This window comes from Pelagirhabdus alkalitolerans, from assembly GCF_900096905.1.
Lineage (GTDB): Bacteria > Bacillota > Bacilli > Bacillales > Amphibacillaceae > Pelagirhabdus > Pelagirhabdus alkalitolerans.
Genome location: NZ_FMYI01000011.1, coordinates 51,818 through 63,629, shown reverse-complemented (window position 1 = coordinate 63,629; position 11,812 = coordinate 51,818). Strand labels below are relative to the sequence as shown.

The 11,812-nt window shown below is 38.9% G+C and carries 13 protein-coding genes and 1 rRNA gene; 10 read left to right on the top strand and 4 right to left on the bottom strand.

Going from position 1 to position 11,812, the window contains the following annotated elements:
• Nucleotides 1–95: ribosomal RNA gene (gene rrf, locus BLR62_RS11320) — 5S ribosomal RNA — on the top strand; the annotation flags it as partial.
• 50 nt (nt 96–145) lie between these two features.
• On the opposite strand, the gene BLR62_RS11315 is transcribed toward rrf, so the two are convergent.
• The 4 genes from BLR62_RS11315 to BLR62_RS11300 all read right to left on the bottom strand — a co-directional run bounded on the left by BLR62_RS11315 (nt 146) and on the right by BLR62_RS11300 (nt 5,112).
• Nucleotides 146–1,111, bottom strand: a complete 966-nt coding sequence (locus tag BLR62_RS11315; RefSeq protein WP_090797021.1) for a zinc-binding dehydrogenase — start codon at nt 1,109–1,111, stop codon at nt 146–148.
• A 200-nt stretch (nt 1,112–1,311) separates the two neighbouring features.
• Nucleotides 1,312–2,955, bottom strand: a complete 1,644-nt coding sequence (locus tag BLR62_RS11310; RefSeq protein ID WP_245719462.1) for an ABC transporter permease — start codon at nt 2,953–2,955, stop codon at nt 1,312–1,314.
• A 33-nt stretch (nt 2,956–2,988) separates the two neighbouring features.
• A complete protein-coding gene (locus tag BLR62_RS11305; protein ID WP_090797018.1) occupies nt 2,989–4,035 on the bottom strand; it encodes an extracellular solute-binding protein in 1,047 nt (348 codons plus the stop codon).
• A 15-nt stretch (nt 4,036–4,050) separates the two neighbouring features.
• Nucleotides 4,051–5,112: an ABC transporter ATP-binding protein gene (locus tag BLR62_RS11300; protein ID WP_090797017.1), complete on the bottom strand. Its 1,062-nt coding sequence runs from the start codon at nt 5,110–5,112 to the stop codon at nt 4,051–4,053.
• Nucleotides 5,113–5,278: 166 nt separating this feature from the next.
• Between BLR62_RS11300 and BLR62_RS11295 the strand changes: the two genes are divergently transcribed.
• The 9 genes from BLR62_RS11295 (at nt 5,279) to yabA (ending at nt 11,754) form a co-directional block, all read left to right on the top strand.
• Nucleotides 5,279–6,061: an ABC transporter ATP-binding protein gene (locus BLR62_RS11295; RefSeq protein WP_176759287.1), complete on the top strand. Its 783-nt coding sequence runs from the start codon at nt 5,279–5,281 to the stop codon at nt 6,059–6,061.
• A gap of 24 nt (nt 6,062–6,085) precedes the next feature.
• Entirely contained in the window at nt 6,086–7,051 is a 966-nt protein-coding gene (locus BLR62_RS11290) for an ABC transporter permease (RefSeq protein ID WP_090797012.1), read from the top strand.
• Nucleotides 7,052–7,066: 15 nt separating this feature from the next.
• Nucleotides 7,067–7,933 carry an ABC transporter permease gene (locus BLR62_RS11285; protein ID WP_090797010.1) on the top strand — a complete coding sequence of 289 codons (867 nt, stop codon included), beginning with the start codon at nt 7,067–7,069 and terminating at the stop codon, nt 7,931–7,933.
• Nucleotides 7,934–8,012: 79 nt separating this feature from the next.
• Nucleotides 8,013–8,645, top strand: coding sequence for a dTMP kinase (gene tmk / locus BLR62_RS11280; protein ID WP_090797008.1), 633 nt, complete (start codon nt 8,013–8,015; stop codon nt 8,643–8,645).
• Between the two features lie 22 nt (nt 8,646–8,667).
• Nucleotides 8,668–8,997: a cyclic-di-AMP receptor gene (locus BLR62_RS11275; RefSeq protein ID WP_090797006.1), complete on the top strand. Its 330-nt coding sequence runs from the start codon at nt 8,668–8,670 to the stop codon at nt 8,995–8,997.
• Between the two features lie 24 nt (nt 8,998–9,021).
• On the top strand, nt 9,022–9,462 hold the full coding sequence (locus BLR62_RS11270; RefSeq protein ID WP_090797004.1) for a YaaR family protein: 441 nt from the start codon (nt 9,022–9,024) through the stop codon (nt 9,460–9,462).
• Nucleotides 9,463–9,553: 91 nt separating this feature from the next.
• Nucleotides 9,554–10,540: a DNA polymerase III subunit delta' gene (holB, locus tag BLR62_RS11265; RefSeq protein ID WP_090797002.1), complete on the top strand. Its 987-nt coding sequence runs from the start codon at nt 9,554–9,556 to the stop codon at nt 10,538–10,540.
• A gap of 6 nt (nt 10,541–10,546) precedes the next feature.
• Nucleotides 10,547–11,362, top strand: coding sequence for a PSP1 domain-containing protein (locus BLR62_RS11260; protein ID WP_090797000.1), 816 nt, complete (start codon nt 10,547–10,549; stop codon nt 11,360–11,362).
• Nucleotides 11,363–11,403: 41 nt separating this feature from the next.
• The gene (gene yabA, locus BLR62_RS11255; protein WP_090797032.1) at nt 11,404–11,754 is read left to right on the top strand and encodes a DNA replication initiation control protein YabA; all 351 of its coding nucleotides are present in this window, start codon (nt 11,404–11,406) and stop codon (nt 11,752–11,754) included.
• Nucleotides 11,755–11,812 lie beyond the last annotated feature (58 nt).

Genomic DNA, 11,812 nt, shown 5'->3' with positions numbered 1-11,812 from the left:
AGGTCACACCTGTTCCCATGCCGAACACAGAAGTTAAGCTCTTCAGCGCCGATGGTAGTTGGGTTTACCCCTGCAAGAGTAGGACGTCGCTAAGCGAAAAGTGAACCACTCATTCTAATGAATGAGTGGTTTTTTGCATAACTATTTAATTGTCGTCTTGGTTGACTAAGGCAACTAGTCGTCCTCGTACTTCATGTCTTTTCAATCGATCTAAACCGTCTTTGATTTCCTCAAATGAAATTGTTTCAAGCTGTGGTTTTAATTTGCCTGTTGCGAAGAACTTGTAAACACCTGCAACATCGTCAACTGTTCCTCCGTTACTTCCTAAGAGATCAAGTTGTTTAGTGATCAATGTATAAGTACTTAGATCAATGTCTAATTTACCCATTCCAACAACGACGACACGCCCATTACGAGGAACAACGTCTAATGCTTTTGTTGTGGTCTCACCAAACCCAGCAAAATCAATAATAACTTCAGGTTCATCTGCTTTCATCTCTGATACATCTTCATACACTTTATGACAACCTATTTCTTCTGCTAATGCTCGTGCGTTAGGTGAAACGTCTGCTGCAATGACTTCACACCCTTCAATCAGCGCCATTTGTGCACCGAATTGACCTAGACCACCGATACCGACGATCCCAATTTTCATGCCCTTTTTAGCGCCACCTCTATCAAATATCGCATGGTGTGAAGTCATGCCAGCATCAGTAGCTGCTGCACCTTCTACAAAAGAAACATTATCAGGTAGTGAAACGAGTTGAACAGATGGAACAGCTATTTTAGTTGCATAACCACCATCTCGTTGATAGCCAATTGCTGCATTCGTTTCGGGATGTTGTGGTGCCACACCAACACGATCGCCGACTTTCCAATCCGTGACGCCTTCACCCACTTCGGAAATAACGCCCGCACATTCATGTCCAAAGATAACAGGAGCGGCAGTAATCAATTCCATCCAACCTGGATCCTGTAAGGCACCTACATCAGAGTGACATAACCCTGCTGCTTTTACATCAATGACGACTTCATCATCTTTAGCCTTTGGATCTTCTTTCTCGATTAATTTTGGATCGACACCTGTTTCAGTAAATAACCAACCTTTCATTATACACGCCTCCCTTTATAGTCTTGTCTTTCACCGCCAATCTTCCCGTTTAAATTTAACTCAAACACAGTTAGAACAGTTGTCATAATCTGTTCACAATTTATCGTAAAGAGCATTATTATGTAACAGGTTAGAAATGAATAAGTGTATAAAAAGGCGAATGCTCTCTCTTTTGCAATAACTAGAGAGGCATTCGCCTTTTAATATTTCTTCAACAAATAACGTAACGGTATTAACGAAATCAAAACAATAATTAAAGCAGGCGGAGCTGCTTGATGGTAGAGTGCTTCAGACGCTTCATAGTGTACACGAATCGCTAACGTATCAAAGCCAGGTGGTCTAAGCATTAATGTGGCAGGTAGCTCTTTAATGGCGCTCACAAATACCAAAGCACCACCAGCTAATATACCTGGACGAATCGTTGGGAAAATAACTTTATACATGATCTTCCACGGTGGGTATCCTAAACTTCTCGCAGCTTCATCAACACGAGGTGAGACTAAATTAAGTGACGCCTCAGCCGATTGTAAAGCTTGTGGCAAAAAGCGTACAACAAATGCGATCGCCACAACATAAAATGTATTATATAAAATAGGTAAGTGATTATTAAAGACAAACACAAAGCCTAGGGCGATAATCACACCAGGCAGTGCATAGCCTACATAGCTAATGCGATCAATCACACCAGTTATGATCGAAGGATGTCTTGCTTTTAAATAGACAAGAGGTAATGCAAGAGCCATTGATATAATGGCTGCAAAACTTGATAGACGAAAGCTATTAAAAGCAAATTCGAAAAAGCGATGATCTAAAGCGCCGTGCTGAATGCCGATATATGACCAGTAAATAAGAACACCAATTGGTAAAATGACGGATACAAAGAAAATAAACCAGACGAACCCAGTGACGAACCATTTCCATCTTCCGAGTGATAATTGCTCAGGTTCCCGAAATTGATTAGATGTTTGATAGTAATTTGATTTTGATTTGGTGCGTGCTTCAACCCATAGAATGAGTACCGTTGCTATAATCAACACAAGACTGAGTACAGATGCTGATTCAGTATCAAATCCAGCGCGTTGATAATAAATCGCTGCGGTAAAAGTGACATATCTTAACATCGAGATGGCACCGAAATCAGATAAGACATACAGTGAGACTAAAATAGCGCCAGCTCCAATAGATGGTCTCAAGAATGGTAAATTAACTCGCCAGAAAATTTGTGAAGTCGTTAGTCCTTGTGAACGTGCAACCTCTTCAAAGTTACGATTCATTTTACGCAATGACGCACTCGCAATTAAATAAACATAAGGGTAAGTAAACATGGTTAATGTGAAAAAGACGCCCCAAAATGAATAAATATTAATAGGATAGTCACCTAAAAATGTGCTCTGTTCGAAAAATCCTCTTAACCAACTGCTTGGACCGAATACAATGATGTATGTCATAGCACCTACATAGGGTGGTATGACAAGGGGAAGAGCAAGTAACCAGCGCCAATATTTTGCACCGGGTAAATTCGTTCGGTTTACAAACCATGCAAGAGAAACCCCAATGACCACAGCAAAGAGTGTTACCATAAAAGCAAGCGAAAACGTATTCCACAACAAGGATGGAATACGTTCATCTAATAAACGCATCCAACGATCGACACCTGCTGTGGCGGATCGTTGGATGACATAAAATAGTGGAATAGCCATGATAAAGGCGATGGCTATTCCAATTAGAAAGAGAACTTTACCTGGCGGATTATGATGCCACATCAAAAGCCATTTTTGACGGACAGCTGATGAGAAAGGTGTTTGGCTAAATGTTTTTATATGTTGTTTGATCTTACTCATCATCTGTCTCATAAAGTAAAGCTCCTTCTTACATTATTATCTTAACTCTAAATCAAGACCAGAGTCTTCAATGAGTGCTCGTGTATCTTCGAAATAATTCCCTAGCTCTGTGATTGGCATATCTTGAACGTGTAACTCATCAAATGGAACGATATGCGGTTCAACTTCTTCAGGATATGAAGCGCCATATTCAGCGTTGATAAGAAGTTCGAGTGATTCCCCTACAAATTGGACTTGGTTTTCAGGCTCTAGTAGCCATTCCATAAATGCAATCCCGTTTTCTGGGTTAGGGCCGCCGTTGACTAAACCAGCGCCCGCAGCATTCGCAACAGCTCCCATGTCATCTTCATCTTGGTCTAAATAGATAAACCCAACATCGTTATTATCCGGTTCTAATAGTTGTTGGTGGAAGTAATAGTTATTAACTAATCCAAATGCATGTTGACCTTCACCAACAGCACGACGAATATCACCATGGCCCTCAAAAATTCCTGCGGCATTTGTTTGAATGCTATCGATCCATTCCGCTGTTCGCTCATCTCCCCATTCATACCGAAGAGCTGATACATGACCAATCATACCTCCGTTACCGCCACGTGTAATGGCATAGCCATTTTCAACATCTGCCCACTCAGGATCAAATAAATCCTCTGCTGATGTTGGCATATCTTCACGATCGATTAAGTCTTCATTATATATGAAGCCTCTTGCTCTTGCAGAAATCGCAAAATAAGCGTTGTCACTTGCTCTGAAATCAGAAGGTATTGAATCAATTCCTTCAAAATCATGACCTTGTAAAAGGCCTTCTTGATCAAGGTAACCTAAAGCACCTAAATCATTTGAAATGTACACATCTGCTTGTACATTCTCACGTTCTTCCATGATCTGAAGTGGCTCAGCTCCATGAAGAGCTGTTACTTCAATATCTGTATCTTCTTCAAATTGATCTAATAGGTCTTGGACAAATTGCTCGTTTCGAGCAGAATAAATAACGATTTCGTCTTGCTCGTCCGCTCCACACCCTGCGATTAGCATAAGTGTCGAAATCATCCCTACTAGAACAATTAATTTATTTAATTTCATAGATAATTTCCCCCCTTAATGTTCAACCAACGAGACAAGCTCTGGTTTGATATTAAACGAAAGCTCTTGGTCGATCACAATATCTTGTTCAACAGGTGCATAAATGACCATCGGTTGACTGTGTTCTTGTTCTGAGAGGCGTACATAGAGTTCTTGATATTCGCCACTATACATGACTCTTTCAACAATACCAGAGTATCTACCTTGCCCATTTTCTGTAATGACACAACCTTCTGGACGTACTGACAAGCTTACTTGCTCTTCTATATGATCGGTAACTTCTGATAGGCATACGCGTCCAATGTGAGTCGTGACGTGTTTTTTATCAGACTCCATGGTTCCTGAAAGTAAGTTTGTCTTACCAACAAATTGAGCCACAAAACAGTTTCTTGGACAACGATACATATCACGTGGTGTTGCGATTTGTTGTATCACACCTTCATTCATAACGACGACACGATCGGATACAGCAAAGGCATCTTTTTGATCATGACTAACGATCACAGCTGTTGCATTTGCCTCTTTTAAAATATAGGCAATGTCATGACGCATTTTTTCACGCAATCCTGCATCCAGATTACTAAACGGTTCATCTAATAGAACGACGTGTGGTTTCGGTGCAAGTGCACGAGCAAGTGCAATCCGTTGTTGTTGACCACCGGATAGTGCGTTCGGATAGCGATCTTTATAATCATACAATCCGACAAGCTCTAATACTTCCTTAGCACGTTTTTTGCGTTCTCTAATTCGCCATCTATTTAAACCAAACATCACATTCTTCTCGATCGTTAAGTGTGGAAATAGTGCATAATCTTGAAAGACCATACCAATGCCACGTTTCTCAGGAGGTGTTGAATGTGTTTGATCATGAAGCACCTGGTCGCCAATTTTAATGACGCCAGAGCTCGGTTTTTCAAAACCAGCTAACATACGAAGTGTTGTTGTTTTGCCACAACCACTAGGTCCTAAAAGCGTGATGATTTCTCCTTTATGAATGGATAAATCCAGAGCGTCTACAGCTGGTTGATTGCTACGATGGAATTGTTTTGTCAGTTGCTCTAGTTGAATAAAACTCACATGTATCGCTCCTTATTTTATCATTGATAATCATTATCACTGTTGTTCGTTAATTATATCACATACTTTTAGGTGTGAAAAGTGAAAATGTTGATAAATCAAGTATTATATTGGATGAAAAGCTTTAATGTTGTATGATTAAAATAAATTGATAGGAGGGTGTTTCTTGAACGTTCTTGATGTAAAAAAGTTAAATGTAACCTATGATCAAAAAGGTATTCATTTATTTAAACAAACGCCCGTTAATTATGCCGTGTCTAATGTGTCATTTTCGATTGAAAAAGGAAAAACTTATGGGTTAGTTGGGGAGTCTGGTTCAGGTAAGTCCACAGTTGCCCATAGCTTAATCGGCTTATGTCCGATTGCTTCAGGAGAGATCGTTTTTAATGGTCAAAAGCTGAACCGAACACGTCAAGATTGTGTTGAAATTAATAAAGATATTCAGATCATTTTCCAAGATGCTTATGGGTCGCTTAATCCAAAGAAGAAAGTGATCGATATTATTAGTGAACCGATTGTAAATTATGAAACTAAAACCTTTGACCAACTTGTCGAACGTGTGAGTGAGTTGTTAGAAAAAGTGGGTATGCGTGATGATGTTTTATATCGTTACCCGCACGAATTTTCTGGTGGAGAGAGACAGCGAATTGCGATTGCTCGTGCACTCGCTTTAAACCCCAAATTGATCATCGCTGATGAGCCGACATCATCATTAGATACATCAACGCAAGCACGTATTTTAAATTATATGAAAATGATTCAACAAGAGATGAACATTAGTTATTTATTTATCAGTCATGATTTGTCTGTTGTCAGTTATATGGCGGATCACATCGGTGTGTTATATGATGGTCAATTGATAGAAGAGCAATCAGCCCATCAGCTGTTTAAATCACCAAAGCACGATTATACAAAAACATTGATAAAATCAATTCCTTCGATTGATTAAGGTTGAGGAAAGTAGTGATCATACATGTGGCGACTTTTTATTCGGCGATTCGTCTATTTAATACCGCAACTCTTTTTTTTAAGCATGATTGTTTTTTGGTTAGCACGTTTTATGCCGGGAGATGCTTTGACGGGTTGGATTGATCCGAATCTTGATTCAGAGATGATTGAAACACAACGCATACGTTTAGGATTAAATAATCCTTGGTATGTTCAATATTTCGATTGGTTAAACCGGCTCGTGACAGAAGGTGACTTAGGCCAATCTTTCCAGTACCAAGTAGCTGTTACGCAATTGATTCGATCACGACTTTTTAATTCATTATATTTAGGTACTGTGACACTGATTTTGACATACATAATTGCTATTCCTTTAGGTGTGTGGAGCGGCCGTTTTCAGAAGACATGGATCGAGCGGTGGATTGTTCGCTATACAAATTTAGGGCTTGCGATGCCTCTTTATATTTTGGGTCTATTAATGCTCTTTTTATTCGGATTTAAATTAGGTTGGTTCCCAACAAGTGGGAGTGTCGATGTCAACTTAGAAGTAGGCAGTTTAGCTTATTATGCTTCTCGCATCCATCACTTATTTTTACCAGCTCTTTCAATTGCGCTTATTAGTTCAGTTAGCTTGATTCATTACTTAAGATCCGAAGTGATTCGTACTAAACAACAGCCCTTTATTCAAACAGCAAGAGTAAAAGGAGTTAAGCAGTCCGCTATTTATCATCGTCACGTGTTAAAACCGTCGTTAATTCCCATTGCTTCTTTTTTTGGTTTAGAGTTAACACGTTTAATTAGTGGGACGATTTTTATTGAGACAATTTATAGTTACCCAGGCATGGGGTCTCTTTTTATCGAATCGATTATGCAACGTGATTTCACTGTCGTTGTCGCTATTGTTCTATTGTTTGGTTTAACGACTATTATCGGTTCATTTTTATCCGATCTTTTATTGTATAAATTAGACCCACGTATTCAGGTGAGGTAACGAAGGAGTGATGATATGCGAGGACGAGGTGAGAAGAAAACAAATTTTCAAATGCTTTTCTCTAATAATCGAGGGGCTTATGTTTCGTTATGGTTTCTTCTATTTATTAGTGGTGTTTCTTTGATCGGTGCTTTTTTTATAGATACCAGTCAATTGATGCGTGTTGACCTTACTCGCATAACTGAACCTCCTTCAGCTCAGTACTGGTTAGGGACAGATCATGGTGGACGCGATGTTTTTAATCAACTGGTATTAGGGACACGTCATTCATTAGCTGTTGCGTTTCTTGTCACAATCTTAAGTGGCGTAATCGGTGGTGTATTTGGTCTTTTATCAGGTTATATGGGGGGACGAATTGATTATGTGATGATGCGTATCATCGATTTCTTTCAAACATTGCCTTTTATTATGATTGTGATTGTATTTGTCGCACTTGTTCCGACATATAATGTTTTAAGCTTCTCTATTGTGATGACTGTTTTTTTATGGATGCCAATTGCGCGTGTCGTGCGTGCCCAAGTATTAAAAGAAAAAGAGATGATGTACATTCAGGCTTCAAAAACGTTAGGGACACCTGCTTTTAAAATCATGACAAAGCAATTATTACCTAACGTTATGTCTGTATGGATTGTGAGTATGACGTTGAATTTAGCACTTAATATGGGACTGGAATCGGGATTATCATTTTTGGGGTTTGGATTTCCACCTGATGCGCCAAGCTTAGGTACACTTCTTAGCTATGCTCAAAGCCCGTCTAACCTTGAATATTATTGGTGGCTATGGTTACCGGCCGCGTTGTTAATTTTTTTCATTATTTTATCGATTCGTCAATTGGGTGAAATGATTCATCTACATTTTAATGAAAAGAAGGGCGGGGAATAATGAGATTTTGGTTTAAACGTGCTATACTAAGGGTAAGTATGACAGTTTATTAAGTGAGTTACACGAAGGAGAATAGACGTTGGCTGGTTTTTTTATAACATTTGAAGGTGGAGAGGGTGCCGGTAAAACAACGGTATTATCTCGTGTTGCCAATCAATTAAAAGAAGCGGGTTATTCGGTCATCACAACACGTGAGCCGGGTGGTATACCGATCGCAGAAGATATAAGGAACGTTATTTTAAATCGAGAACATAAATCGATGGACGCACGAACAGAAGCATTACTTTATGCAGCAGCAAGAAGACAGCATTTAGTTGAGAAAGTAGAGCCTGCACTAACAGAAGGTAAGGTTGTATTGTGTGATCGTTTTATTGATAGTAGTCTCGCGTATCAGGGCTATGCAAGAGGAATAGGAATGGATGATATTTATAACATAAATGAATTTGCAATTGAAAATCTGATGCCGAGTTTGACGCTATTTTTCGATCTCCCACCAGAAATCGGATTAGCGCGCATTATGAATAGCAAGCATCGTGAGAAGAACCGTCTAGATGAGGAAGAAATTGAATTTCATGAAGCGGTTTATGAGGGGTACCAACAGGTTCAGAAGCTATTTCCATCAAGAATTGAAGTGCTTGATGCGAATGAAAAGTTAGAAAAAGTGGTAGAAACGGCATATCGGCGTATTGTTGATCACATTTCTAAGAAATAAATCAATTGAGGAGGCGGAATTCATGAAGTTAGTTATAGCGGTGGTTGAGGATAAAGATAGTCATCGGTTAGTGGATGCGTTAAGTGATCAAAATTTCAAAACAACCAAGCTCTCAACAACAGGTGGTTTTTTAAAAGAAGGCAATACAACACTTATGATCGGTTGTGAGGATGAAAATGTTGATGATGCTTTAGAGATTATTAAGAAAAATTCATCGCAACGTGAGCAAATGGTGGCACCGATCTCACCAATGGGTGGCAGTGCGGATTCTTATATACCTCAACCTATTAATATAGAAGTCGGAGGAGCTACTGTATTTGTGGTGCCAGTTGAAAGTTTCTTTCAGTTTTAACGATGATAAAAGGGGACGGTTGTTGTGAAAATTAACAAGGATATGCGCTCGCAAGTGGATCCAACCAAATTAAATCAACCTACCCAGCCTCAAAAAGGGGTATCGTTTGATTCAATGGTGATGACACAAGCAGCCAAGATGCAGTCATATGAATTGGAAAAATTGATGAAGGGCATTACTTCCCAAGGTGAGAAAGTCGTCCGTTATCGTACGATTCGTGACCTTGCCAAGTATAAGCGATTAGTGAAAGACTTTGTTAAGGAAGCGGTTGGGTTTGGTCTCGATTTATCTCATACACACAGCTTTAATTTTAACGGGAATAATCGTAAATTGACGATCGTCAAACAAATTGATGAACAATTGGTCACATTAACTGAACGTATTTTAGATCAGGAGAAGAAGTCGATTGATTTATTAGATGTGATTGGTGAGATTAAAGGATTATTAATTAATTTATACTCATAAATTCAATAATGTTATGTAACTAAAGATTAGAGTGACCATTAATAGTTGGTGTCACTCTTTTTTAGAGCATAGATGAAGTCAGGTGAAAATAATGGTGAATTGGCAACAAATAAGTGAAACTCAACCCGTTGCTAGTAAAATGTTGACGCAAATGATCAAGCAAGATCGAGTGGCACATGCATACTTAATCCAAGGTGACGCGGGTACAAACAGTCGAGAAATTGCCAAATTATTAACGAAAAGTATTGTTTGCAGGTACACGCGCGACGCTAATCCGTGTCAGGCATGTGCGGATTGTCATAGAATTGACTCAGGGAATCATCCGAATATGCATTGGATTGAACCGGACGGGTTATCGATTAAAACAGAGCAGGTTGCAACATTAAAAAAAGAATTCACTTATGCTGGTGTTGAATCAAATGAGAAAGTCTATGTTATTTCAGAAGCGGATCGTATGACAACAAATGCGGCGAATCGATTGCTGAAGTTTTTAGAAGAACCTGGTGAAAAGACGACGGCTATTTTGTTAACTGAAAATAGCTACGGTATTTTAGATACGATTTTATCAAGAACGCAAGTGATTTCGCTTCGTCCTTTGTCACATATGGAAATTGAACGAGTATTGATTGAAGAAGGGATGACAGCTGATAATGCACGTCTCTTTTCAATCGTGACGAATGATCTAACGAAAGCGCGAGAGTTAGATCAGGATGAGTGGTTTGCGCAAGCGAGAAAATTAGTGGTACAATTGATGAGTATACTTCGCGCTAATCAGGATGAAGCGTTATTATTTATAGAAAAAAACTGGCTCGATCATTTTAAAGATCGAGATCAATTAGATAGAGGTTTAGATTTATTGTTGTTATGGTTTAAAGATATTATTTATTTGCATGTTGAAAATGAAGATGCATTGGTTTTTAAAGCGAATCAAGAAGATGTCAATGCATGTTTATGGCATTATTCACGTCAAGATGCAACGCACATTTTAGCACAAATTATGAACGCAAAAAGAGAGTTATTACAAAACGTTCATCCGACATTAGTGATGGAAGAATTAACACTGCAGATGCAGAGGTGACAATAGATGGTAGAAGTAGTAGGTGTTCGCTTTAAAAAAGCGGGTAAAATATATTATTTTGATCCGAGTCAACTGGATATTGAAAAGGATCAATATGTTGTCGTTGAAACAGCAAGAGGGATAGAGTTTGGTAAGGCCGTTGTCGGAAAGAAGAAAGTCGATGAGGAAGATGTTGTTTTACCGCTCAAAAAAGTGATTCGACTTGCGACAACGAAAGATAAACTGACGGTTACAGAAAATAAGGAGAATGCGACAGAAGCTTATCGTGTGTGTGATCAAAAGATTAAAGAGCACAAACTCGATATGAATCTAGTGGATGTTGAGTATACTTTTGATCGAAATAAAGTTATTTTCTATTTTACAGCTGATGGTCGTGTTGATTTTAGAAATTTAGTGAAAGACTTAGCTTCTATTTTTAAAACGCGAATTGAGTTGCGTCAGATCGGTGTGCGAGACGAAGCAAAATTACTTGGAGGCATTGGTCCTTGTGGGCGTATGTTGTGTTGTTCAACATTTTTGGGGGATTTTCAGCCTGTATCGATTAAGATGGCGAAAGATCAGAATTTATCGCTGAACCCGGCAAAAATATCAGGTCTATGCGGTCGATTGATGTGTTGCTTAAAATACGAAAATGATGAATATGAACAAGCGAAAAAAGAACTCCCGGATTTAGGGCAATCGATTAACACACCAATTGGTAAAGGTAAAGTCGTGGGTCTTAATATTTTAGAACGAATCATCCAGATAGAACTTCCAGAACAAGAACGCGTTGTTGACTATACACTTGATGAACTGATTGACGAAGGAATCATTCAAGTATAAAGGCACGAATGATCGAATGGTGAGGTGGTGGTGACATGGATATGGAAAAAAAAGCGGTGTTTGAACAAGTGTCAGACATGGAAGAGCAGATTGGTCAACTGTATCAGCAATTAGGTGATATAAAGAAGCATTTGAGTGAAATTCTTGAAGAAAATCATCGATTGTCACATGAAAACCATCATTTGCGTCAACGCTTAGATCAATCGGTAGGTTCTGAAAATGAAACGAAAGAAAATCAAGCTGACGGTGATGGCGAGATCGGTGAAGGTTATGACAATTTAGCTCGGTTATACGAAGAAGGTTTCCATATTTGTAATGTACATTTTGGCAGCCCTAGAGAGAACGAAGATTGTTTATTTTGCTTGTTGTTTTTAAATAAACCAAAACAATAGCATATCGTAAAGGTTAAGGCTGTTTATTTGAGTAATGATGACTCAAATTGACAGCCTT

Bases quoted from the DNA above. Each gene is read 5' to 3' on its own strand.
- BLR62_RS11315 (WP_090797021.1), bottom strand. From the start codon at position 1,111: ATGAAAGGTTGGTTATTTACTGAAACAGGTGTCGATCCAAAATTAATC.
- BLR62_RS11310 (WP_245719462.1), bottom strand. From the start codon at position 2,955: ATGATGAGTAAGATCAAACAACATATAAAAACATTTAGCCAAACACCT.
- BLR62_RS11305 (WP_090797018.1), bottom strand. From the start codon at position 4,035: ATGAAATTAAATAAATTAATTGTTCTAGTAGGGATGATTTCGACACTT.
- BLR62_RS11290 (WP_090797012.1), top strand. From the start codon at position 6,086: ATGTGGCGACTTTTTATTCGGCGATTCGTCTATTTAATACCGCAACTC.
- BLR62_RS11285 (WP_090797010.1), top strand. From the start codon at position 7,067: ATGCGAGGACGAGGTGAGAAGAAAACAAATTTTCAAATGCTTTTCTCT.
- BLR62_RS11275 (WP_090797006.1), top strand. From the start codon at position 8,668: ATGAAGTTAGTTATAGCGGTGGTTGAGGATAAAGATAGTCATCGGTTA.
- holB (WP_090797002.1), top strand. From the start codon at position 9,554: ATGGTGAATTGGCAACAAATAAGTGAAACTCAACCCGTTGCTAGTAAA.
- BLR62_RS11260 (WP_090797000.1), top strand. From the start codon at position 10,547: ATGGTAGAAGTAGTAGGTGTTCGCTTTAAAAAAGCGGGTAAAATATAT.
- yabA (WP_090797032.1), top strand. From the start codon at position 11,404: ATGGAAAAAAAAGCGGTGTTTGAACAAGTGTCAGACATGGAAGAGCAG.